22 protein-coding genes and 1 pseudogene are annotated in these 20,905 nt (G+C 71.1%); 8 read left to right on the top strand and 15 right to left on the bottom strand.

From position 1 onward, the window contains the following. Positions 1–85: 85 nt before the first annotated feature. Positions 86–727 carry a hypothetical protein gene (locus tag IEX37_RS13970; RefSeq protein ID WP_188756895.1) on the top strand — a complete coding sequence of 214 codons (642 nt, stop codon included), beginning with the start codon at positions 86–88 and terminating at the stop codon, positions 725–727. Then, positions 724–1,494, top strand: coding sequence for a hypothetical protein (locus IEX37_RS13965; RefSeq protein WP_188756894.1), 771 nt, complete (start codon positions 724–726; stop codon positions 1,492–1,494). The genes IEX37_RS13970 and IEX37_RS13965 overlap by 4 nt, the downstream gene beginning before the upstream one ends. 416 nt (positions 1,495–1,910) lie before the next feature. Here the strand turns inward: IEX37_RS13965 and IEX37_RS13960 are convergent. The 14 genes and pseudogenes from IEX37_RS13960 to IEX37_RS13895 all read right to left on the bottom strand — a co-directional run. Next, positions 1,911–2,051 (bottom strand): annotated as a pseudogene (locus IEX37_RS13960) (daunorubicin/doxorubicin resistance ABC transporter ATP-binding protein DrrA); the annotation flags it as partial. A 110-nt stretch (positions 2,052–2,161) separates the two neighbouring features. Then, the gene (locus tag IEX37_RS13955; RefSeq protein WP_188756893.1) at positions 2,162–3,544 is read right to left on the bottom strand and encodes a glycine--tRNA ligase; all 1,383 of its coding nucleotides are present in this window, start codon (positions 3,542–3,544) and stop codon (positions 2,162–2,164) included. 126 nt (positions 3,545–3,670) lie between these two features. Then, positions 3,671–4,108 (bottom strand): type II toxin-antitoxin system VapC family toxin, encoded by a 438-nt coding sequence (locus IEX37_RS13950; protein WP_229663283.1) that lies wholly within the window; start codon positions 4,106–4,108, stop codon positions 3,671–3,673. Next, positions 4,092–4,325: an AbrB/MazE/SpoVT family DNA-binding domain-containing protein gene (locus IEX37_RS13945; protein ID WP_229663282.1), complete on the bottom strand. Its 234-nt coding sequence runs from the start codon at positions 4,323–4,325 to the stop codon at positions 4,092–4,094. The genes IEX37_RS13950 and IEX37_RS13945 overlap by 17 nt, the downstream gene beginning before the upstream one ends. 44 nt (positions 4,326–4,369) lie before the next feature. Then, positions 4,370–4,768, bottom strand: a complete 399-nt coding sequence (locus IEX37_RS13940) for a hypothetical protein (protein ID WP_188756892.1) — start codon at positions 4,766–4,768, stop codon at positions 4,370–4,372. A 2-nt stretch (positions 4,769–4,770) separates the two neighbouring features. Continuing rightward, positions 4,771–5,451, bottom strand: coding sequence for a GNAT family N-acetyltransferase (locus tag IEX37_RS13935; RefSeq protein WP_188756891.1), 681 nt, complete (start codon positions 5,449–5,451; stop codon positions 4,771–4,773). A gap of 63 nt (positions 5,452–5,514) precedes the next feature. Next, positions 5,515–6,450, bottom strand: coding sequence for a PDR/VanB family oxidoreductase (locus tag IEX37_RS13930; protein WP_229663281.1), 936 nt, complete (start codon positions 6,448–6,450; stop codon positions 5,515–5,517). A gap of 5 nt (positions 6,451–6,455) precedes the next feature. After that, positions 6,456–7,298, bottom strand: a complete 843-nt coding sequence (locus tag IEX37_RS13925; RefSeq protein WP_188756889.1) for an ABC transporter ATP-binding protein — start codon at positions 7,296–7,298, stop codon at positions 6,456–6,458. 2 nt (positions 7,299–7,300) lie between these two features. Next, positions 7,301–8,071 carry an ABC transporter permease gene (locus IEX37_RS13920; protein ID WP_188756888.1) on the bottom strand — a complete coding sequence of 257 codons (771 nt, stop codon included), beginning with the start codon at positions 8,069–8,071 and terminating at the stop codon, positions 7,301–7,303. Between the two features lies 1 nt (position 8,072). Next, positions 8,073–8,894, bottom strand: a complete 822-nt coding sequence (locus IEX37_RS13915) for an ABC transporter permease (protein WP_229663280.1) — start codon at positions 8,892–8,894, stop codon at positions 8,073–8,075. After that, complete coding sequence (locus IEX37_RS13910) at positions 8,891–10,594, bottom strand: dihydroxyacetone kinase family protein (RefSeq protein WP_188756887.1); 1,704 nt, start codon at positions 10,592–10,594, stop codon at positions 8,891–8,893. Before IEX37_RS13910 ends, IEX37_RS13915 begins: the two co-directional genes overlap by 4 nt. Before the next feature lie 50 nt (positions 10,595–10,644). Next, on the bottom strand, positions 10,645–11,637 hold the full coding sequence (locus tag IEX37_RS13905) for an ABC transporter substrate-binding protein (protein ID WP_188756886.1): 993 nt from the start codon (positions 11,635–11,637) through the stop codon (positions 10,645–10,647). 57 nt (positions 11,638–11,694) lie between these two features. After that, entirely contained in the window at positions 11,695–12,900 is a 1,206-nt protein-coding gene (locus IEX37_RS13900) for a cytochrome P450 (RefSeq protein WP_188756885.1), read from the bottom strand. A 63-nt stretch (positions 12,901–12,963) separates the two neighbouring features. After that, positions 12,964–13,830 (bottom strand): sugar phosphate isomerase/epimerase family protein, encoded by an 867-nt coding sequence (locus IEX37_RS13895; protein WP_188756884.1) that lies wholly within the window; start codon positions 13,828–13,830, stop codon positions 12,964–12,966. 101 nt (positions 13,831–13,931) lie between these two features. Here IEX37_RS13895 and IEX37_RS13890 point away from each other — a divergent pair, with 101 nt between their 5' ends. The 6 genes from IEX37_RS13890 to IEX37_RS13865 all read left to right on the top strand — a co-directional run bounded on the left by IEX37_RS13890 (position 13,932) and on the right by IEX37_RS13865 (position 20,021). Further along, the gene (locus tag IEX37_RS13890) at positions 13,932–14,939 is read left to right on the top strand and encodes an aldo/keto reductase family protein (protein ID WP_188756883.1); all 1,008 of its coding nucleotides are present in this window, start codon (positions 13,932–13,934) and stop codon (positions 14,937–14,939) included. 41 nt (positions 14,940–14,980) lie between these two features. Beyond that, the gene (locus IEX37_RS13885; protein WP_188756882.1) at positions 14,981–15,589 is read left to right on the top strand and encodes a MarR family winged helix-turn-helix transcriptional regulator; all 609 of its coding nucleotides are present in this window, start codon (positions 14,981–14,983) and stop codon (positions 15,587–15,589) included. Positions 15,590–15,674: 85 nt separating this feature from the next. Next, positions 15,675–17,114, top strand: coding sequence for an MFS transporter (locus IEX37_RS13880; RefSeq protein WP_188756881.1), 1,440 nt, complete (start codon positions 15,675–15,677; stop codon positions 17,112–17,114). 129 nt (positions 17,115–17,243) lie between these two features. After that, positions 17,244–18,506 (top strand): aconitase X, encoded by a 1,263-nt coding sequence (locus tag IEX37_RS13875; RefSeq protein WP_188756880.1) that lies wholly within the window; start codon positions 17,244–17,246, stop codon positions 18,504–18,506. Next, positions 18,503–18,910 carry an aconitase X swivel domain-containing protein gene (locus tag IEX37_RS13870; RefSeq protein WP_229663279.1) on the top strand — a complete coding sequence of 136 codons (408 nt, stop codon included), beginning with the start codon at positions 18,503–18,505 and terminating at the stop codon, positions 18,908–18,910. The genes IEX37_RS13875 and IEX37_RS13870 overlap by 4 nt, the downstream gene beginning before the upstream one ends. Before the next feature lie 52 nt (positions 18,911–18,962). Further along, positions 18,963–20,021, top strand: coding sequence for a hypothetical protein (locus IEX37_RS13865; RefSeq protein WP_188756879.1), 1,059 nt, complete (start codon positions 18,963–18,965; stop codon positions 20,019–20,021). A 53-nt stretch (positions 20,022–20,074) separates the two neighbouring features. Here IEX37_RS13865 and IEX37_RS13860 read toward each other — a convergent pair whose 3' ends face one another. Beyond that, the gene (locus IEX37_RS13860; protein ID WP_188756878.1) at positions 20,075–20,809 is read right to left on the bottom strand and encodes an IclR family transcriptional regulator domain-containing protein; all 735 of its coding nucleotides are present in this window, start codon (positions 20,807–20,809) and stop codon (positions 20,075–20,077) included. Positions 20,810–20,905: the final 96 nt, after the last annotated feature.

Raw genomic sequence — 20,905 nt, 5'->3', positions numbered from 1 at the left:
CGAAGGATCACACGGTGACCGCGCCCACGTTCACAACGGGGCCGGCCACCGAGCGGTTACACCACTATGCGGGACGCCACTCTGCATGGAAGTCAGCGAGACGCTAAAGAAGGCGTGGACCGCGGTCGAGGATGCCGGTCTGCCAGAGAAGATTCAGGAAGTCGCGTTCCGCGAAGCGGTGCGACTGCTGGCCCCTACTCAGGTCGTGGCAGTTGCCCCTGCTACCGCACCGCGTACGTCTGGCCAGACGGGGAAGCCTGGCGCCACGAGCGGGTCCCCCGGGAGCGGCACGAACGGCGGGGACTCCAACGGCGATGGGTCCAAAATCACCGAGGCTGAGAGCACGATCCTCGACAACGTCGAGCAGCACACGGGCGTCTCCCGCGAGAAGCTGGAAGAACTGGTCCACCTCGACAACGGGGTCCTGAAGGTCAGCCTCCCCGGCATCAAGCTGGGCAAGAATAACGCCGACAAGACGCGGGCGATTGCACAGATCCTCACCATCGTGCGCGGTTTCGGTTTGAACGAGAGCGAGACCTCCCTGGAACTCGTGCGGGCCGAGGCCCAGCGACTCAAGTGCTACGACTCGGCGAACTTCTCGTCGCAGATCAAGGCGCTGAACGGCTACCTCATCACCGGTAGCGGCACCAACCGCCACATCCGGGCGAAGTCCGCTGCCATCAACGGGTTCCCCGCTTTCGTGGACAGCCTCCTGGACGAGTCGTGACCGCGCTCGACGATCGCGTCCAGCAGGGCTTCATCGCCGCAGGTATCCCCGCGGAACTGGTGAAGGAATTGCTGGAGGCGTTCACCGAGGCGAAGCGGCGGTTCTACCGCGACGACCTGCGGCCCTCCGAGATCGAGGGTGCTCGCTTCTCGGAGGCCGTGTTCCGGATTCTCGAGTGGGCGACGACACAGCAGTACACGCCGCTCGGCGGCAACCTGCCCAAGGTCCCAACCCTGATGGGCAAACTCGAGCAGGCTACGGCTGCGCCTGAGAGCATCCGCTTCCACATCCCGCGCACGCTCCGTCTGATCTACGACATTCGGAACAAGCGGGACGTGGCGCACCTTAGCGACGGTATCGACCCGAACCAGCAGGACGCCACGATGGTCGTCCGGAACATGGAGTGGGTGCTCGCCGAACTTGTGCGCCTCCACCACAACGTGTCTGCGACCGAGGCGCACGGGATCATTGTCGCCCTGGTGTCGAAGGACGTGCCGCTGATCCAAGTCTTCGACGGCTTCCCACGCGTGCTGAAGCAGTTGAAGGCATCGGACCACATGCTCGCCCTGCTTTACTGGCGCGGTGTCGATGGTGCCAGTTTCACCGAGCTCCACTCCTGGGCGAGGGCAGGGATGCGCGCCAACCTGAAGCGCACCCTGAACGCGCTGGACACCAAGGATCTGATTCACCTCAACGGCGACCGCTACGTTCTGACGCACCTCGGCGAACGGGACGTCGAGCAGCGAAAGTTGCTCGAACCGCAGTAGGTCGTTCCCCGGAGCCCCCTAAGCGAGTCATGCCGAACGTCTCGTGGGCTCCGGCCGTTCAGGTAGCGGGACCGAGTTATGAGCTGGATGTGATGCCCAGCCAGGTCGTTCAACCGCCTGAGTATGTGAGCACTTAGTCAGACAAAGGACCCGGCCGCGCTACTCCCACCGTCAATCGGCTGCACTCGGTGCGTGATTCGGCTGCCCAGGGACGTCGACCGATGTCCAGATCTGCCGCGATCCGCTTCTGAGACTTACACCACACGCCAAGTCGAGCGGCTACCGTCGCGGCATGGCCCAGAAGACCACTGTCTACGACGATCCGATGCTGGAGTGGTCGGACTCGATGTACGCGCTCGACACCGTCATCGCAGGGCTGCGGCAGCATCCAGCTACTAGGGTCAGAGATGGCACCTTGTCTTGCCTGCTCCGTTGGGACCGAGCACGCCGAACACCGTGCCGGCTTCGACCACCAGGTCGACGCCGTCGACAGCGCGGTGGCCGGCGAACGCCTTGACGAGGCCCTCCGCACTGACGGCGGGGGTGGATGCGGTCATGATGCCTCCTTTCCGAGACACCAGGATCCGTCCGGCGCGCTGCCGCGACGCTGTCACGGGCGCAGCAGCGCTGTCACGCTCCTGTCACGGTCGGTGACTCCGGCGCGGGATCAGCCCCCGAGGCGCTCGGCGAGGTAAGCGCGCAGGCCGTCGAGCGGCACGCGCTCCTGGCCCATCGTGTCCCGGTCGCGCACGGTGACCGCCCGGTCGTCGAGCGAGTCGAAGTCGATCGTCACGCACAGCGGCGTGCCGATCTCGTCCTGGCGGCGGTAGCGGCGGCCGATCGCGCCGGCGTCGTCGAAGTCGACGTTCCACGTGCCGCGCAGATCGTCGGCGACCTCGCGCGCGAGCGGCGAGAGCCGCTCGTTGCGCGACAGCGGCAGGACGGCCACCTTGACCGGGGCCAGGCGCGGGTCGAGCTTCAGCACCGTGCGGGTGTCGGTGCCGCCCTTGGCGTTCGGCACCTCCTCCTCCGTGTACGCGTCGATGAGGAAGGCCATCATCGAGCGGGTGAGACCGAACGACGGCTCGATCACGTACGGCACGTACTTCTCGCCGGATGCCTGGTCGAAATAGGTGAGGTTCTGGCCCGAGGCCTCGATGTGGTTGGTCAGGTCGAAGTCCGTGCGGTTGGCCACGCCCATGAGCTCGCCCCAGCCCTTGCCGGGGAAGCCGAACTCGTACTCCACGTCGATCGTGCGGTCGGAGTAGTGCGCGCGCTCACCGTCGGGGATGTCGAGCTTGCGCATGTGCGCCGGATCGATCCCGAGGTCGACGAACCAGTTCCAGCACGCGTCGACCCAGTGCTCGAACCACTCGGCCGCCTCGGCCGGCGGCACGAAGTACTCGATCTCCATCTGCTCGAACTCGCGCGTGCGGAAGATGAAGTTGCCCGGCGTGATCTCGTTGCGGAACGCCTTGCCGATCTGGCCCACTCCGAACGGCGGCTTCTTGCGCGAGGCGGTCAGCACGTTGGCGAAGTTGACGAAGATGCCCTGCGCGGTCTCGGGCCGCAGGTAGTGCAGGCCGCTGGCGTCGTCCACGACACCGAGATAGGTCTTCACCAGGCCGGAGAACGACTTCGGCTCGGTCCAGCGGCCGCGCGTGCCGCAGTCGGGGCACGGGATGTCGGCCATCCCGTTCTCCGGCTCGCGGCCCTTCTTGTCGACGTAGGCCTCGATCAGGTGGTCCTCGCGGTGGCGCTTGTGACACTGCAGGCACTCGACCAGCGGGTCGGTGAACGTCGCGACGTGGCCGGACGCCTCCCACACCTTGGACGGCAGGATGATGGACGAGTCGAGGCCGACCATGTCGCCGCGGCCGCGCACGAACGTCTGCCACCACTGGCGGCGGATGTTCTCCTTCAGCTCGGTGCCGAGGGGCCCGTAGTCCCACGCGGAGCGGGAGCCGCCGTAGATCTCTCCCGCCTGGAAGACGAACCCGCGGTGGCGGGCGAGGCTGATGACCTTGTCGAGGCGGGAGGGCTCGGCCACGGTGGCTCCAATGGTCGCAGGGCGGGAGGGCGCGCTGGTTCGCCGAGGCGCCGCGCGGATGCCTCAATCCTAGTTCCTGCGCGGGACGCTCCCCCTTCGCGCAGTCTGGATCCGCTGCGAGCCCGCTCAGACGATCTCGAGGTCCACGCCGAACTGCGCATAGGTGCCGACCGCGCGACGATCGCATGTCAGGAGAGTCAGGCCGGCCTCGGCGGCGGCGAGCGCGACCAGCCCGTCGTACGCCGCGCCGCCCGCGATGCCGCGCCGTGCGAGCAGGTCCGGCGCGTCGGCCGCCGTCGCTGCGGCCAGCGCGTAGGTCAGAGGGAAGTTCGTCCGGATGATGCGGGCGGCCTCGGGCCCGGAGACCCGCTGCGCCCCCGGAAGGCGGGTGAGGACGGAGTACGTCTCCACTGCGGCGTGCCCGGCGAGGCCAAGACGGACCCCGCGCACCCGCCGGAACACCGCCTCGTGCTTCGTATGGGACGGCTGCACGAGCGCGATCGCGGCGCTCGTGTCCAGCAGCAGCCGAGCGTCGCCGTCGTCCGGTTCACCGCTGGTCGGCAAGCCGCAGCTCCCGCACGTCGTCTGGAGTGAGCGCGGGTCCGTCGTCCGCCAGCACCAGGAGCCCGTCGCGCTCCTCGACCCGGTCGGACGTCGGGATCTCGATCCGGATGCCCGCGCCATCCATCACCATGTCGAGCGGCCCCGGCACCATGCCGAGCCGCTCGCGAATCTCCGCCGGGACGACGATTCGCCCCGCCTTGTCCATGGTCACCCGCATGCCATCAGGATACCATCGCGATGGCATGCCGTCCGGTGGCCTCCTCAGCCCCAGGGCGCGGTGCCCTCGCCGGCTCGGGCCGGCCGGAGCGATGCGGGCGGCGGCCACGGCAGCTCGTACAGCGTGTACGGCACGTCGATCGCCCCGAAGTCCTCCGTCTTCACGACCACGCGCCCGGGCGAGCCGTTCGGCGCCGTGGGCGACACCTCGACGATGCGCACGCGCAGCGGTTCCTCGCCGTCGCGCTCGAGCGCCCACGGCTCCGCGAGCCACGACAGCCCGCGCGCTTCGAGCGCCTCCTCGGCGTCCGTCCATTCCAGCGGCTCGCTGACGTCCGCGCCGAAGAGCGACACCGCGACCCAACGCTCACCCTGGGGCCGGATCCAGCCGAGCAGCTCCCGGTCCTCGGGGCGGCGGTGCGGGATCCAATCGTCCGCGAGCACGGTCAGGCCGACGTGAAGAGGTATCCGCGCGGGGTGTCGAAGCCCGCGATCCGCAGCCCTCGCCCGAGCAGCTCCTCCATCTCGCCGCGAAGCCTGGTGCGCCACTCGTGGGCGGCCGCCGGGTCCTCGACCCGCATGGCCTCGACGTCCGAGGGGATCTCGAGCGTCGCGACCACGTCGGCATCCGCAGGCGGCTGGGCGATGTCGGCCAGCGCCCACTCGACGTCGAGGCGGTCGCTCTCGTCGCCCGCGTCGCCGCCCCCGAAGATCCCGTACTGATTCACGGAGTAGCCGGTGACGCGGGCGCCCAGCACGGTCAGGAAGAAGTGCGCGTTGCGCGCGACGAGCGGGTCGAACGTCCACGTGATGTTGCCGACCTCGCGCGAGAACGCCCACTGCCGCTGGTGCTCCTTGAGCTCGCGCCCCCACCCGCGGCCGCGGTACTCGGGCAGCAGCGCCGTGATGTGCGAGTGCATGGTGCGTCGGGCGGGCACGCCGAAGAACGCGATCGACGCGCCGACCATGACGTCGTCGTCGAACAGGCCGACCACGTAGTTCCCCGACTGCTGCAACGCGCGCAGCGTGCCGGCGTCGATCACGCGCTCCGGGCCGCGGATCGCGTCGAGCACCCCCTGCGCCTGAAGGATCAGTTCGACGGTGTCCAGGTCGCGGATGGTTCGCATGCGTTCAGTCTGCCGCATGCGCTCGGCCGGGCGCGGCGCGGGACGAACGCCCGCGCCGCGCCGTCACAGCTCCAGGACCAGGCGCTTGCCCTTGCAGCGGGACACGCAGATCATCATGACCTCGGACTCCTCCCGCTCCTTGGCGTTGAGCACGGCGTCTCGATGGTCGGGCTCGCCCTCCAGCACGAACGTCTCGCACGTGCCGCAGGTGCCCCCGCGGCACGAGGAGGGCGCGGGAACGCCCGCCTCGACAACCTTCTCCAGGATGGTCTCGCCCGGCTTGACGGTGAGCGTCGTTCCGGTCAGCTCCAGGTGCACCTCGAACTCGTGGTCCGTCTCCAGCGTCACCTCGTTGGCGTTCTCGAACCGCTCGACGCGCAGGTCGGTGTCCTGCCCCGCCGCCTGCTCGAGCGCGTCCAGCAGGCGCGCGGGACCGCAGGCGTAGATCGGCGCGCGGCCGGCCTCCGCGACGATCGCCGGCACCGCCATGCGCTCGCCGCGGCTGCTCGCGTAGACCGTGACGCGCTCGCCGAAGCGGGCCAGCGACTCGCCGAAGGCCATCGTGCCCGGCTCGCGCCCCGCATAGTGCAGGTGCCAGTCGGTTCCCGCGGCCTCGGCGGCGTGCAGCATGGGAAGCAGCGGCGTGATGCCGATCCCCCCGGCGACGAAGACCACCCGCTCGGCCGGCTCGAACGCGAAGTGGTTCCGCGGCGGCGAGACGCGCACGAGCTGGCCCGGCCGAACGCTCTGGTGGATGTGCGCGCTGCCCTCGCCCTGAGGCTCCAGCAGCACCGCGATGCGGTAGCGGGACCGGTCGGCGGGATCGCCGCACAGCGAGTACTGGCGCACGATCCCGGGGCGTCCGGGGCGGTCCAGGTGCACGTCGACGTGCGCGCCCGGGGTCCATTCGGGCAGGGGAAGTCCCTGCGGATCGGTGAGGATGAGCCCGGCAACGCCGTCCGCCTCATCCACCCGCTCCGCCACTTGCAGCGTGAGCACGGGCGTCACACCCCCCTGCGCGTGGCCGGCGCGGGCGAGCGGCGGCCGGAGCGGTAGTTGGTGTGCTTCGCTTCCTGGATGCGCTCGTACACGCGCGTGCGCAGCTCCGCGAACCGCGGCAGGGACCGCGTCGACAGCTGATCGCGCTCCTCGGGCAGATCGATCTCGATCTCCTCCATCACGAACGTGGGGGCGTGGGACAGCACGATGACGCGCTGGCCGAGGTAGACGGACTCGTCGATGTCGTGCGTGACGAACAGCACCGTGACGCCGAGCTCCTTCCACAGACGGCGGACGAGGTCCTCCAGGTCGGCGCGCGTCTGCGCGTCGACGGCCGCGAACGGCTCGTCCATCACGAGGATGTGGGGCTCGTACGCGATCGCCCGCGCGATCGCGACGCGCTGCTGCATACCGCCCGACAGCTGCCACGGGTACTTGCGTCCCGCCTTCTCGAGACCGACCTCCGCCAGCGCACGCGCCACCCGCTCGGCGCGCTCCGCCTTCGCGACGCCCTTCGCCTTGAGCGGCAGCGCCACGTTGTCCTGGACCGACATCCACGGGTACAGGCTGCGCCCGTACTCCTGGAGCACGACGGCCATCCCCGCGGGCGGCTCCGTCACGGTCTCGCCCTCGAGGACGACGCGGCCGTCCGTGGGCGCGAGCAGACCGGAGACGCAGCGCAGGAAGGTGGTCTTGCCCGCGCCGGACGGGCCGACGATGCACACGAGCTCGTTGCGGCCGATCGAGAAGTCGAGGTCCCCGATGGCCTCCACCGCGGTGTCGCCCGTGCCGTACACCTTGCGCAGGTTCTCCACCCGCAGAATCGGGTCGTTGCTGCCTTGAGTCATTGCTACCTCTCCTGGGCCTGCATGCCGAGGTACCAGCGCAGGACGCGCCCCTCGACGAGCTTGAAAAGGGCGTTCGCGAGGACGCCGATGATCCCGAGCAGGACGATGCCCGTCCACATCGGCGTGAACTGGAACAGCCGCTGGAACTGGATGACGTTGAACCCGATGCCGTTCGTCGAGGCGAACATCTCGCTGATGACCATCATGATGATGCCCACCGAGAGCGCCTGCCGAGCGCCGGTGACGATCTTCGGCGAGGCGGCCGGGATCATGATGCCGAACGTGCGGAGCGGCCCCTTCACCCGATACGAGCGCGCCGTGTCGAGCTGCGTCATGTCGATGCCGCGCACGCCCTCGATCGTGTTGATGAGGATCGGCCAGAGGCACCCGAACGCGATCACGGTCACCTGCATGTTGGTGCCGATGCCGGTGATGAGCAGCACGATCGGCACGAGCACGGGCGGCGGGATGGCGCGGAAGAACTCGAAGACGGGCTCCAGGAACATCCGGAGCCGGCGCAGCGAGCCGACCACCAGCCCGAGCAGCACGCCGATCACCAGGGCGCAGACGTAGCCCAGCAGCAGCCGCAGCAGGCTGGGGACGACGTCGTCGACGAGCCGGCCCTCGAGCCACGTGCCGGGGAAGGCCCCGATGATGCGGACCGGCGAGGGCCAGAACATGCTCTGCGAGATCTCGGCCGCGATGGTCCACACCGCGAGGATCACGACGGGGACGAGGAAGGTCGTCGCCGTCCAGCGAAGGGCGGTCCTCATGTCACACACCTTCCGATCGGACGGAGGCGTGCCAGAACAGCACGCGCCGCTCCGCCGCCCGGGTTCCGACGTTGATCGCCACGCCCAGCAGCGCGGTCACGAGCACGAGCGCGTACATCATGGGCGTCGCCGCGGACGCCGATGCGTTCACGATCAGCCGGCCCAGGCCCGGCGATCCGATCACGAGCTCCCCCGTGACCTCGAGGATGAGCGCGATCGACGCGGACAGGCGCAGTCCGACGACGAGGTACGGCAGCATGCTCGGCGTCACGACCGAGCGCACCGTGCGCGCCAGGCCGAGCCGGTAGGTCCTCGCGGTGTCGAGACCGACGCGGTCCACGTCGCGGACGCCGTAGACGACCTGGATCAGGATGGGCCACAGGCTCGCGTAGACGACGAGCAGAAGCGTCGCCTGCAGCGTCGTGCCGAAGAGCATGGCCGCGAGCGGCACGAGAGCGACCGAGGGGATCGGCCGGAGGAACTCGATCGTCGAGGAGAACATCCGGTCGACGATCGGGATGCTGGCCACGACGATCCCCAGCGCGACGCCGAGGACGGTCGCGATCGCGAGTCCGAGCAGCCAGCCGAGGACCGTGCTGCCCAGGGCCGCCCAGAAGGTCTGGGTCTGCACCAGGCCGCCCAGAGCGCCCAGCATCTGGTGCAGGGGCGGGAAGTAGGTCGGGTTGACGAATCCGAGCCGCGGCAGCACCTCGAGCGCGAGCGCGAGCGTGGCGATGCCGGCGGCGCCCCAGCCCACGGGCGCGAAGCGCGGGCCGAACAGGGCCCGTCGCCGCGCGACGACGATGACGTTCGTGGTCGTCACGGGGCCTCCTCCTGGGAGTCGGTGCCCACGGCGGCGAGTCCCTCGAGGAGGGCGGCGACCGCGATGGCGCCCGGATCGGGCGTGCCGATCACGCGATCGCCCACGTAGCTGCTGCGGCCGAGGTTCGCGCTGATCGCAGCGGTCCCCTCGGCGCCGGTGCGCGCCGCGGCGGCGATGTCCCGGATCTCGTGACCCGCCGTGGCGGCGTCGGCGGCGGGCACGAGGGCGTCGACCATCGTGCGGTCTCCCGGTGCCGCCCCGCCGATGTCGCGCAGTCGGGACACGCCGGCCGCGAAAGCACCGGCCCATGCGTCCGCGCCGGGCGACGCCGCGCCCTCGAGGGACTCCGCCATACCGAGCAGGAGGATGCTGTACAGCGGTCCGGATGTGCCGCCCACGTGGTGTCGCACGAGCTGCGACACGGCGCGCAGGTATCCGGATGCGTCGGACTCCGCCTGCAGGTGGGCGCGAGCGTCGAGCACGGCGCGCGCGCCGCGTGCGAGGTTGATGCCGAGGTCGCCGTCGCCGACCCGTCGGTCGAGGGCCGTGAGCTCCTCCTCGGCGTCGATCAGCACGCGCGCCAGTCGCGCGGCGACCTGGTCGAGCGCGGCGACCGCCGCGGGATCGGTGACCTCCCGCTCGGCGCGGTCGGCGAGGGTGGGGGCGGGCACCGCCTCGGGCCGGCCGAGGTCCGTCGCCGGGATCGTGCGGGGGAACGCGGCGACGCCGTGGTCGTCCGTGAGCAGCTCGGCGAGCTCGTCGTCGAGGACGGCGAGCGTCACCGAGGCGCCCGGCATGTCCAGGGAGGTCAGGAACGGTCCCGCCCAGGACAGGCGGGGACGGATCCCGAGGCGCGCGAGCTCGGCGAACACGTCGCCCTGCAGGATGCGCAGCTCGAGGTCCGGGGTGCCGCCGAGAGAGTTCACGAGCACCGCCACCTCGGCGCCCGCGGGGATGCCCCGGTCGGCGACGACACGGGTGACGAGCTCGCGCGCGACCTCGCGCGAGGAGACCAGCGGACCCCGCTCCCGTCCCGGCTCGCCGTGGATGCCCAGGCCCCACTCGACCTCGTCGGCGCCCAGCTCGAAGTTCGCCGCGCTCGCACCGGGCACGTGGCACGGGCCGAGGCCCACGCCCATCGTCGCGGCGCCCTCCAGCAGCCTGTCGAGGACCGCGACGATCCGTTCGATGGGCCAGCCGCGTTCGGCCGCGGCGCCGGCCACCTTGTGCACGAGGACCGTGGACGTCAGCCCGCGGCGGCCCGCGCCCGCGGTGTCTCCGAGCGCGGCGTCGTCCGCGACGACGACCGTCTCGACGCGCACACCGTCGGCGCGGGCCATCTCCGCGGCCAGGCCGAAGTTCAGGCGGTCGCCCGTGTAGTTCTTGACGATCAGGAGCACGCCCGCGTCGGTTGCCACCGCGCGGATCGCGGCGTAGACCGCGTCGACGGACGGCGAGGTGAACACCGGGCCGAGCACGGCCGCGTCCAGCATGCCGGCGCCGACGTAGCCGGCATGCGCCGGCTCGTGGCCCGAGCCGCCGCCCGTGACGAGGGCGACGCGGTCGTTCGCCTTCCGGGTGGAGGAGGACCGGACGACGACCGGCCATCCCTCCACTCGGGCGAGGTGAGGCAGTGCGCCCACAAGACCGTGGATGTAGTCCTCGATCACATCAGTCGGGGCATTGATGATCTTCTTCATTGCACGCGGTCCTTCTCGGCTGATGGCGTGGTGCGCACTGCCTCGGCGCCTTACTGGCTTTCGAGGTAGCGAGCCGCGTTCGCGGCGGCGGTCTCCGGGTCCTCGAGCGAGCCGGCCTCGGCGGCGAGCTCCGCGATGAGGAACAGGTCGTCGTAGCTCAGGCCCCAGTCGAAGTTCGTGAGGATCATCGTCTCGGCGAGCTCGGGGTCGATCTCGGTGAAGTTCCCGAGCTCGGCGCGCACCTCGTCGGGGTTGGCGTTCGAGTACTCGAACGACTTCTCGAGCGCCCGGGTGAACTTCTCAATGAGCTCGGGGTCGCTCTGGATCTTCTCGGAGGCCGCGAAGTAGATCGCGGTGACGAACGCCGGGTCGGCGTCGACGTACAGGCTCGCGATGAGCCTCGCGCCCTGACCCTCCAGCACGCCGAGCCACGGCTCCGAGGTGCTGGCCGCGTCGATCTGACCGCTCTCGAGCGCCGCGCCCATGTCCGGCAGCGCCATCTCGACGAACGAGACCTTCGTCGGGTCGCCGCCCGCCTTCGAAATCGACGCGTACAGGGCCGCCTCGTGCAGGCCGCGCAGCGCGTTGACGGCGACGGTCTTGCCCTCGAGGTCGCCCGCGTCCTGGATCGGGCTGTCGTCGAGCACGAGCAGGCCGCCGTGGTCCTCGCCCTGGACTCCGGTCGTGCGCCCGCCGACGGCGATCGCCTCGATCGGGATGCCCGAGTCGACGGCCTGCAGCACGTTGATGGACCCGCCGTACTGGATGTCGTACTGACCGTTGAGCAGCGCGGGGATCATCGCCGCGGTGCCCTGACCGAATTCGATGTTGAGCTCGAGACCCTCTTCCTCGAAGTAGCCCTGGTCGATGCCGACGTACAGCGCCGCCATGTCGACGACGGGCACGCCGACGACGTTGACGGTGCGCAGTCCGCCGTCGCCGCCGGCGTCGCCGCCGCCGTTCGCGGGCGCGGGGCCGCCGCAGGCTGTGAGGGACAGAGCGAGGGCGGCCGAACCCAACAGCGCCATTGCTGATCGCTTCATTTGTGACTCCTGGTGTGTGAGGGGATGAGCGGCGGACGGGCGCCGACGCTCGAGGGGTTATCGGGTGGTGACCCGCATGGGCAGGTCGGTGAATCCGCGCAGCCAGTTCGAGAAGAACGGCTGGGACTCGCCGATCAGCTCGATCGTGTCGACCTGTCGAGCGAGCGCGGAGAGGAGGCACGTCGCCTCCATGCGGGCCATCATCTGGCCGACGCAGCCGTGGATGCCGGTGCCGAACGCGAGGTGGCCGCTGGTGTCGCGCGCCAGGTCGTACTGCTCGGGACGCTCCCACCGGCGCGGGTCGCGGTTGGCCGCGCCGAGCGCCATGATGACCTTCTCGCCCGCGGCGATCCGCACGCCGCCGACGTCGGCGTCACGCGCCGCGGTGCGGCCGATGTAGGGGCTCGGGGCGTTCCAGCGCAGTCCTTCCTCGAACGCCTTGCGCGCGATCGACGGGTCGGCGCGCAGCGCGGCCCACGCCTCCGGATTCTCGGCGAGCCCCTTCAGCGCGAACTGGATGCCGAAGATCGTCGTGTCGACGCCCGCCGAGAGGAAGGTCCGCACGAGCATCCCCGCGTCCTCTTCGGCGATCTCGCCCTCGTCCACGTAGCCGTAGATCGTCTGCCCGAGACCGCCCGGTGCGAGCGCCTCACGGCGCATCTGCCACGCGACGAACTTCCCGGCGTCCCCGGCCTCCTCGACCGCCCTGTGGTACAGCTCGTTGCGGGGGCCCATCGCGTTGAAGTTGAGGTTCGAGTACGGCAGCAGGTGCTCCCGGCCCTCGGGGCTGATGCCGACGGCGTCGGGCAGCACCGTGAGAGGGTATGCCTCCGCGAGGTCCTTGGCCGCGTTGAACTCGCCTCGCGCGACGACCGATGCCACGAGCTCGTCCGCGGTGCGCTGGAAGTCCTCGGTGAGGCGGCGTACGACGCGCTGGCTCAGCACGGAGGTCATCACGCGCCGGTACTTCGTGTGGCTCGGCGGGTCGTTGTCCAGCAGGAGGCTCGGCTTCCGCCAGTTCTCCTTCTGCTTGATGTTGGTCATGCCGGTGCCCGCCGACGACTCGAAGGTCTCGTAGTCGCGGAAGACCCGCTCGACCACCTCGTAGCGACCGGTGAACCACACGCCGTACTGCGGCAGGAAGACGATGTCCCCCGCCTCGCGGATGGCCTCGTCCACCGCGTGGAAATCGCTCAGGCTCTCGATCGAGAAGGGATCGAGGTCGAGCGCGGCCGCACCGCGCTCCGTCGCCGTTCCGTTCACGTTGACTCCCTTGTCCAGGCGGCCGTCTTCGACCACACCGGTTCAGGTTATATGTGAACTGGGTTAATCGCAATCCGAAGCCGCGCCGGCCAGAACGCCCCGGATCGTGGCGACGGCCGACCGCACCAGCGCCGCCCCGTCCTCATAGGGGGCGCGCCATACCGCGAGGCGATCGGCCATGCCCTCCGGCAGCACCGCGCGGGAGAACGCCTCGAACGCGACGGGGCCCGTGTAGCCTGCGTCGATCGCCGCGCGGATGACGCGCTCGATGTCCGCGGAACCCGATCCGAGCTCGCCGCGCCCCGACTGCCCCAGCTCGAGGAACCCCAGCCGGGGGCCGAGCGCCCGGATCGCGGCGGGCGCGTCCGGCTCCTCGATCATCATGTGGAACGTGTCCGCGTGGATGCCGACGTGCTCCGCGCCGACCTCGTCGAGGAACGCCAGACCGTCGGCGACCGTGTTGATCGCGGAGCTCTCGTACCGGTTGAGGATCTCGATCGTCAGCGGGATGCCCGCTTCCGCGGCGAGCTGCGCCAGCTCGCCCACGCTCGCCGCGGCCCGCGCGCGTGCCGCCGTCGACCACGGAGCGGACAGGCCGAACGGCGCGTACGGCACGCCCGTCAGGTGAGCCGCGCCGAGCTCGCCGGCCACGTCGACCGCCCGGCGCAGCGCGTCGCGTCCCGCCTGCCGCACGGCCGGCTCCTCCGAGGAGGCGTCGGCGTCGGCGCGCTGCACGGCGAAAACCACCGGCGCGAGCCCCGCGGCCCCCAGCGCACCGCCGAGCCGCCGCACGTCCACGTCGGCCGGAAGGGGCGGCAGGCCCACCCAGTCGCAGCCCGCGGCGGCGAGCGCGTCGAGCGCTCCGGGCAGCGCGCGGTCTTCCACCGACGGGATGAGCACATTGAGGTGGCAGCTGATGGGGTGTATCACCGATTCGTCCCCTCGACGCAGGTTGCCGCCGCCGGGAACGGCGGCGGCGGGGATAGGTTTATATGTGAACCATACTCATGACGGAACCGAGGAGTAGCACCATGGTCGGCCATCGCACCCTGGGACGCAGCGGACTGCGCGTCTCCGAACTCGCCTACGGAAACTGGATCACGCACGGATCCCAGGTCGAGAACGACACCGCCGTCAAGACGGTCCACGCGGCCCTCGATGCGGGCATCACGACCTTCGACACCGCCGACGTGTACGCGAACACGGTCGCCGAGGAGGTCCTGGGCGAGGCGCTGCGCGGGCAACGGCGCGAGTCGCTGGAGATCCTCACGAAGGTCTTCTTCCCCATCGGGCCCCAGGGCCCGAACGACTCCGGCCTCGGACGCAAGCACATCATGGAGGGCATCAACGGCTCCCTCCGCCGCCTGGGCACCGACTACGTCGACGTGTACCAGGCGCATCGGTACGACTACGCCACACCGCTCGAGGAGACGATGCAGGCCTTCGCGGACGTCGTCCGACAGGGGAAGGCGCTCTACATCGGCGTGTCGGAGTGGACGGCCGCGCAGCTGCGGGAGGGCCACGCGCTGGCGAAGGAGCTCGGCGTCCACCTCATCTCGAACCAGCCGCAGTACTCCGCCCTGTATCGCGTCATCGAGGGGGAGGTCATCCCGACCAGCCGTGAACTGGGCATCTCCCAGATCGTGTGGTCCCCCGTCGCGATGGGCGTCCTGACCGGCAAGTACCTCCCGGGCCAGCCGCTGCCGTCCGACAGCCGCGCCGCCACCGACCCGACGGGGCTCCGATTCATGAGCCGGTTCCTCACCGACGACACGCTCGTCGCCGTGCAGAACCTCGTCCCCATCGCGCGCGAGGCGGGCCTCACCATGCCGCAGCTCGCGCTCAGCTGGGTGCTCCAGAACGACAACGTCGCCGCGGCGATCGTCGGCGCCTCCCGCCCCGAGCAGCTCGCGGAGAACGTCGCCGCGAGCCAGGTGCGCCTGGACGCCGATACGATGGCCGCCATCGACAAGGCCCTGTGCGGCGTCATCATCGACGACCCCTCGCTCACGGAGCAGTCATCGCCGCGGACGCGCTGAGGGCGCAGGAGCTGCCGCGCGCGCGGCGGAGGGAGCGAGGCATGGTGTCCGGGGCGAACGACGAAGAGCGGACCGTGGTGTCCGACGAGATCGCCGCCAAGGCCCGCAAGCTCGGCCTCAGCACTCAGCGCCTCCCCTTCACGATCGATCGCGACCACTACACGCCCGCGCTCATCGGGCTGCTGTCGAACATCCTCGTGTGGGGCAGCTCGCGCGTCTTCCACCACCTGCACGGGGTCGGCAGCAACGAGTGGCGCATCCTCAGCGCGCTCGGCAACTGGCCCGGGGCCACGGCGAAGGAGCTGTGCGAGATCCTCGGAATGAACAAGTCGATCGCCTCCCGCAGCGTCAACGTGCTGCTCCAGCGCGAGCTCATCGGCGAGCTCGGCGGCGCGCGAGGCTCTCGGCACCTCTTCCTCACACCCGCCGGCGTCGAGGTGCACGACGACTTCATGCCGATCGCGATGCGCCGCATGGAAATCCTCCACGGCGGTCTCACGCCCGCAGAGGTCGAGCAGCTGGACGCGCTCCTGGTCAAGATGCTGGAGTCGAGCGGCGCAATGCAGGAGTACGAGCGCGAGGTGCTCGCCTCCGATCCGCCGACGCGCCGGGGGCGCGGCGCCCGGGCCGACCGGGCGAGCGGACGGTGACGCGCGGGGCGGGGCGGACGCCGCCGCCCGGCCCCGCCGCTCGCCGACTGCGCCCGCGGCGACGGAACGCCGATAGCCTTGCGGGGTGAGGGGCAGAGACGACAGACGAGCACTGACCCGCTCGACGCCCCCCTGGCTGACGGTCTTCGCGCTCGCGTTCACAGGCCTGTGCTCGGCCTACATGTTCACGCTCGTCGTGCCCATCCAGGCGGAGCTGCCGCACCTGCTGGACGCCGACCGCGCCGACACCGCGTGGGTCGTCACCATCACGCTGCTGGTCTCCGCCTGCGCGACCCCGATCTCCGGCCGACTGGGCGACATGTACGGCAAACGCCGCATCGTCCTCGTGCTGATCGTCATGCTGATCCTCGGCTCGGCCGTGGCCGCGCTGTCCGCCACGATCGGCGGCGTGATCCTCGGCCGCGCCCTGCAGGGGGCGACCATGGGCGTGCTCCCGCTGGGCATCGCGATCATGCGCGACGTCCTCCCCGTCGCGCGGCTCGGCACGGCCGTCGCGTTCATGAGCGCGACCATGGGCGTGGGCGGCGCGCTGGGCATGCCGGTCAGCGCGCTGATCGTCGAGCACCTCGACTGGCACATGCTGTTCTGGGCCGCCGCGCTGCTGGGCGTGATCGGCTTCGTGCTCGTGCTCCTCTTCGTGCCGCCCAGCACGCTCCGCACCCCCGCGCGATTCGACTTCGTCGGAGCGCTCGGCCTCGCCGCCGGGCTCGTGGGCGTGCTGCTCGCGATCTCCCGGGGCGCCGACTGGGGATGGACATCGCCCGCGACGCTCGGCTCCGGTCTCGGCGGCATCGCCGTGCTGCTGCTGTGGGGCTGGTACCAGCTCCGTGCGAAGGAACCCCTGCTGGACCTGCGGGTCGCCGCGCGGCCCGCGGTCCTCTACACGAACCTCGCGGGGATCGGCATGGGCTTCGCCCTGTTCGGGACCAACGTCACCCTGCCGCAGATGCTGGAGCTGCCGGGCGACTCGGAGGCCGGCTTCGGACTGAGCATGTTCGTGACGTCCCTGGTCGTGATGCCGTCCGGTCTGATGATGATGGTGATCTCGCCCCTGTCGGGCTGGTTCGAGCGCCGCCTGGGCGCGCGCCTCATGCTCGCGTGCGGCACGCTCGCCGTCGGCGCGGCCTACGGGCTCCTCCTGGTCTGGAACGACGAGGTGTGGCACGTGTTCGTCGCGAACACCATGGTCGGCATCGGCATCGGGCTCAGCTTCGCCGCGATGCCCATGCTGATCATGCGGTCCGTGCCCGCTCACGAGACGGGCGCATCCAACGGCATCAACGCGCTGTTCCGCTCACTCGGCACGGCGAGCGCGGCCGCCGTCATGGCCGCCGTCCTCGCCGCGATGACGGTCGACCACGACGGGATCCCCGTGCCGTCGTCGACCGCGTTCGAGGTCTGCTTCTGGCTGGGAGCGGGCGCAGCCCTGGGAGCGGCCCTGCTCACGGCGTTCATTCCCCGGCATCCGCACGCCGACCGTCCCTCGATCCCCGACCGCGACTGACGCCCTCCCCCGCCTTTCGCTGATCGGAACACGGGCGGTCGGGGGAGGCGGCGGGCGGCTACGGTGCGACCGTGCGCCCTCCGGCGCGCGAGCTCGGCAGCGCAGCGAGGCGCGGATCGAGGAGGACTCATGCAGTTGACGGCCCGGCAGCGCGCGATGGCCGCGGGCGACGAGGGCGAGGCGATCGCCGCCGCCATGCGGGTGCTCGTCCAATACGGCGAGATCATGGCGGCGGAGCGGCTGATCGAGATCTCGAGCGCGGCGGGGGCGAACCTCTACGGTCCGCGGCACTCCCGCCCGCTCGGCAGCGACGACCCGGTGCGGCTGTTCAGCGAGTACTCGCTGAACTCGCCGGGACGGCTCGACGTGCCGCCCGCGCGCGTTCCCTCGTGCCAGCTCATCGGCCCGGTCGACCGGATCCGGGCGGGCGAGGTGCAGAACATGACGCCGGCAGCCGTCGCGAAGGTCGAGGAGAGCCAGACCTACCTGGAGGGGCTGGGCGTCAGCCTGCTGAGCACGTGCACGCCGTATCAGGTCGGGTTCCTGCCGGAGTACGGACAGCACGTGGCCTGGATGGAGTCCTCCGCCGTCGTGTTCATCAATTCCGTCATCGGCGCCCGCACCAACACGGAGGGCCGGGAGTCGGCCGCCGCGGCCATGCTCACGGGCCTGACGCCCGAGGCGGGCCTGCACCTCGACGAGCACCGGCGCGCGGACGTGCGGGTGCGCGTCGAGGCGCCCATCCCGGACACCTTCGGCTGGAACGCGCTCGGCTACTGGCTCGGCTACGCCGTCGAGGACCGGGTGCCGCTGCTGGAGGGGATCGCGACACGGCCGGATCTCGTCCAGCTCAAGCAGTTCGGCGCGGCCGCCGCGAGCTCGGGCGACGTCGAGCTGTTCCACATCCCGGGCGTGACCGCCGAGTGCGCGTCGCCCGAGCAGGTGCTGCGCGCCGACGCCGAGGAGCTCGTCTTCGGCGCGGCAGAGCTGGACGCGGCCATCGCCCGGCTCAATGCCACGCGCACGGGCGACGAGGTCGACTTCGTCATGATCGGCTGCCCGCACGCGTCCTACGACCAGCTGCGGGAGGTCGCCGCCCTGCTGGACGGCCGGCGCGTGTCGCCCGACGTCGCGCTGTGGATCTTCACCCCCGGCGCGCTGCGCGAGCGGGCCCGGGACGAGGGGCTGCTCGCGGCCATCGAGGCGTCGGGGGCGCTCGTGCTCTCCGACACCTGCCCCGCGATCGGGCAGTTCGTCCCGCCGGGAACACGCCGCTTCGCCACGGACTCGGCGAAGCAGGCCCACTACCTGCCCGCGATCATGGGGGTCGAGGGCGCTTTCGCGCCCACGGCCGACTGCGTCGCGGCGGCGCTGTCGGGGAGGCTGCCGTGATCCGCCTCACGGGCCGCACGCTCGTGGCCGGCGCGGCCGCGGGGGATGCCCTCGTGTGCACGGCCGCGATCTCGGGCTGGGGCGGCATCGACCCCCGCCGCGGGACGATCACGGAGGTCACGCACCCGCAGCGGGGCGGCGTCTTCGCCGACCGCGTCCTCGTGATCCCCGGGGCCAAGGGGTCCTCCGGGTGGTCGGGTCAGTTCCACCTCGCACGCATCATGGGCACGGCCCCGCGGGCGATCGTGACGTCGAAGCTCAACACCAAGCTCGCCGTGGGCCTCGTGGCGCTCGGCGTGCCGGCGCTCCTCGTCGACGACCTCACCGCCTTTCCCGCCGACGGCGAGGTCACGGCCGAGCTCCCCGGCGACGGCAGCGTGCTCGTGCACCCGGCGCGGTCCTGACGCTCCCCGCCACGCGTCGCGCCGATGGCAGAGGCGATGGCATAGTGGCTGCGTGAGCAGACGCCGGGTCTCCGCCATCGTGGTGGCGGCGCTCGCACTCGCGCTCGCGGCCTGCGCCACGCCGCCGGAGCCGCGCCCGCAGGCGGTCCCCGTCCCCGCCGTCGAGTGCGGGGACGGCTTCTCCCCGCCGGAGGGTCTCCCCACACCGGGCGGCGTGCCTGCCGAGTTCAGCGCCGTCGCGGCATACCGGTGCGACGCGCTGCGGCACTTCGACGACGAGCACGGCAGCTGGTCGGCCACCGCCCGGGACCGACTGGAGGGCGACCTCGGGCCGCTGCTGGAGGCGCTGGCCGAACCCGACGACCCGCGCTGGCCGGGCGCGTGCCCCGCCATGCAGGTCATCGTCCCCGAGCTGTGGCTCATCGACGCGAGCGGGGACGCGATCCGCGTGGCCTACCCCTCGGACGGTTGCCGCCAGCCCAGGACCGCGCGGGTCGAGGCCGCGCTCGCGGGGCTCGACGTGGTCGAAACCGTGTACGAGAGGCACCGGCTGATCGACTCTGCCGAGGCGCGGCGCGCGGAGTGCCTGGCGAGTCGGCCCGCCACCCCGCTGCGCATCGTCGCGCCGCACGCCCTGCCGGACGGCGCGCTACCGGACGAGGCGTTGTCCGAAGACATGGTCGCGCACCCGCTGCCCCGGCCCGGGATATCGACGCTTCCGGTTCCCGCGCCGTCGCGGGAGGCCGGGGTCGACGGCCTGCGGGTCTGCGTCTACTCGACCGATCCGGCTCACGCGCCTGCGCCAACGGGATCGGATGACACCGCGTTCGCGCCGTCCGACACGGCCTGGTTCACGGGGGCCCGCACCCTGGACGCCGCGACGACCCGGCTGCTGCTCGACGTCATCGAGACCGCCGAGCCAGCCGACGCCCAGTGCGCGTCGGTCCCGCGCACGCTCGTCGCCCTGTATCCGACGCTCGGCGCCCGGGAGGCCGGGGAGTCCTTCGCGGTCGAGCTCGACGGCTGCGAGCGCATCATCCTGTGGGGAGCGATCACGCACGCCGCGCCGGCGGCCGCGCTGGACCTGCTGCGCGCGGCAGTCGCGTCCTGAACGCCTCGCGGGCGCCCGGCGATCCCGTGCCCCAGCGGCGAGTTGAGGCCGCGTCAGAGGTGGCGCAGCTCGGCGTCGATCGCACGCGTCGCGGCGAGGAGCGCCGGGAGGTGCTCGGTGCGCAGGCGCTCGAGCGTGACCCGTCCCGCCGTCGTGGAGATGTTGACGGCCGCGACCACGCGGCCGTCGCGACCGTGCAGCGGGGCCGCGACCGAGCGCAGGCCCGGCTCGAGGCCGGCGTCCACGATCGCCCATCCCTGCGCGGCGACCCGGTCAAGCTCCGCCGTGAACGCCGGGTCCGCGTCCGGCCGGTCCGCCGGCGGCAGCGCGGCGAGCAGCACGCGGCCCATGCTCGTGCGACGAGCCGGGAAGCGCGTGCCGATCGTGATGCCGACGCTCATGATGCGGCGGGTCGGCACGCGTGCGACGTAGACGATGTCGTCGCCGTCGAGCACCGCCGCGGACACGCTCTCGTCGACCTCGCGCGAGAGGCGTTCGAGGTGCGGCTGCACGATCTCCGGCAGCGACAGCGCCGCGAGATAGCTGAACCCGAGCTCCAGCACACGCGGGGTCAGGGTGAAGTCGCGGCCGGTGCTGCGCACATAGCCGAGCTCCTGCAGCGTCAGCAGGAACCGGCGGGCCGCCGCGCGCGTCATGTCGGTGCGCGCGGCGACCTCGCTCAGCGTCAGCCGCGGGTGATCGGCGTCGAAGGCCCGGATGACCGAGAGCCCGCGCGCGAACGACTGCACGAACTCGCGCCCGCCCGCGGCGATCCCGCTCTCGCTCATCCACACACCCTCTCACCGCTCACCGATGTCCCACTTCCTGCCCACCGATGTCCCACTTCCTGCCGGAATGCGCGTGCCAGAGCGACACGAAGTGGG

The sequence above is a fragment of the Microbacterium album genome, from assembly GCF_014643695.1.
Taxonomy (GTDB): domain Bacteria; phylum Actinomycetota; class Actinomycetes; order Actinomycetales; family Microbacteriaceae; genus Microbacterium; species Microbacterium album.
The sequence above is the reverse complement of the archived record's forward strand: the minus strand, read 5'-3'. Positions and strand labels throughout refer to the sequence as shown.

What these genes read in the sequence shown, in the direction of transcription:
- IEX37_RS13970 (WP_188756895.1), top strand. Translation starts at nt 86, where the DNA reads ATGGAAGTCAGCGAGACGCTAAAGAAGGCGTGGACCGCGGTCGAGGAT.
- IEX37_RS13945 (WP_229663282.1), bottom strand. Translation starts at nt 4,325, where the DNA reads ATGCGGGTGACCATGGACAAGGCGGGGCGAATCGTCGTCCCGGCGGAG.
- IEX37_RS13935 (WP_188756891.1), bottom strand. Translation starts at nt 5,451, where the DNA reads ATGCGAACCATCCGCGACCTGGACACCGTCGAACTGATCCTTCAGGCG.
- IEX37_RS13925 (WP_188756889.1), bottom strand. Translation starts at nt 7,298, where the DNA reads ATGACTCAAGGCAGCAACGACCCGATTCTGCGGGTGGAGAACCTGCGC.
- IEX37_RS13920 (WP_188756888.1), bottom strand. Translation starts at nt 8,071, where the DNA reads ATGAGGACCGCCCTTCGCTGGACGGCGACGACCTTCCTCGTCCCCGTC.
- IEX37_RS13910 (WP_188756887.1), bottom strand. Translation starts at nt 10,594, where the DNA reads ATGAAGAAGATCATCAATGCCCCGACTGATGTGATCGAGGACTACATC.
- IEX37_RS13905 (WP_188756886.1), bottom strand. Translation starts at nt 11,637, where the DNA reads ATGAAGCGATCAGCAATGGCGCTGTTGGGTTCGGCCGCCCTCGCTCTG.
- IEX37_RS13890 (WP_188756883.1), top strand. Translation starts at nt 13,932, where the DNA reads ATGGTCGGCCATCGCACCCTGGGACGCAGCGGACTGCGCGTCTCCGAA.
- IEX37_RS13885 (WP_188756882.1), top strand. Translation starts at nt 14,981, where the DNA reads ATGGTGTCCGGGGCGAACGACGAAGAGCGGACCGTGGTGTCCGACGAG.
- IEX37_RS13875 (WP_188756880.1), top strand. Translation starts at nt 17,244, where the DNA reads ATGCAGTTGACGGCCCGGCAGCGCGCGATGGCCGCGGGCGACGAGGGC.
- IEX37_RS13860 (WP_188756878.1), bottom strand. Translation starts at nt 20,809, where the DNA reads ATGAGCGAGAGCGGGATCGCCGCGGGCGGGCGCGAGTTCGTGCAGTCG.